A 927-nucleotide genomic window follows, 5' to 3' on the forward strand; every position below is an offset into this window, starting at 1 on the left:
TCTTATAAATACTTGTTTTGATAGTAAAGAAATAACATTGGATAATGATATTAGTAGGGTAGGATTGAATGATGCATTTAGTAAAAGAACTATTGATTTTGTAAATAGATTTAAACTTTTAAAACATCAGCCCAACACTACAAATTGTCTTATGAAAAAACAGAGAAAATTAAGAGGAGTTAATAAATGCTAGAATTCTTTATTAATCTTTTAATATTTATTCTTATATTTTTCTTTTTTGTTTTTATATTTTCTATTATTTTATATTTTATCTTTAAAATTTTTTGTAAATTAAAAAATAAAACAAAAACTATAAATTTTAAAACAATATTTAAAAAATTTACTTTGTTTCTTTTACCTGCATATCTTTTATTATTCTTAGTAGGAGGATGTTCTTATAAATATATGGATCCGCAGTATTATGAGTTTAAGAAGTTGTGTTATTTTAATTTGGGAAAAGTGTTGATTGAGGATGAATCTATAAAGAATAAAACGAATATAATAGTGACACCTAAAAGTAAGCAAATAAAAGATAGGATAGTGGAAACTAGATTTGAAAGAAAAAATGAAAACCAAGTAGTGTATTATCGTATTAATACATATTTTTATGATAATTATGGTATATTCTTAAAAGGTGATGAGGGTGCTGGATTATATTTTAGATATATGGAAGTATTAAGTTGTAAGAATATTGACAAAAAATTTAAGAAAGATGACTGGCAAGTTGAAACTTTGGAATAACAAATGAGCAAAAACATTAAAACACAAGAAGCTAAATTAGACTTAATCACTAAATTTCTAGACTATGCTAATATAGCAGATGCTAGTTATGCTATGTTGCAATATGTTTGGGAAAATATAGAGCAAGATGAAAAGAATAATATTTATAAAGCAGATAAACTTACTTTTGGTGATAAATTAAAGCAA

1 protein-coding gene and 2 pseudogenes are annotated in these 927 nt (G+C 23.3%); all 3 read left to right on the top strand.

The window, feature by feature from the left end; all coding sequences use genetic code 11:
- Positions 1-193: pseudogene (locus KAR67_RS09365) on the top strand (methyltransferase); the annotation flags it as partial.
- Positions 187-741 (top strand): hypothetical protein, encoded by a 555-nt coding sequence (locus tag KAR67_RS09370; RefSeq protein ID WP_061152877.1) that lies wholly within the window; start codon positions 187-189, stop codon positions 739-741. The pseudogene KAR67_RS09365 and the gene KAR67_RS09370, both read left to right, overlap by 7 nt.
- Positions 742-744: 3 nt before the next feature.
- A pseudogene (locus KAR67_RS09375) lies at positions 745-927 on the top strand (hypothetical protein); the annotation flags it as partial.

This window comes from Campylobacter sp. JH32, from assembly GCF_017846535.1.
Classification (GTDB): domain Bacteria; phylum Campylobacterota; class Campylobacteria; order Campylobacterales; family Campylobacteraceae; genus Campylobacter_D; species Campylobacter_D coli.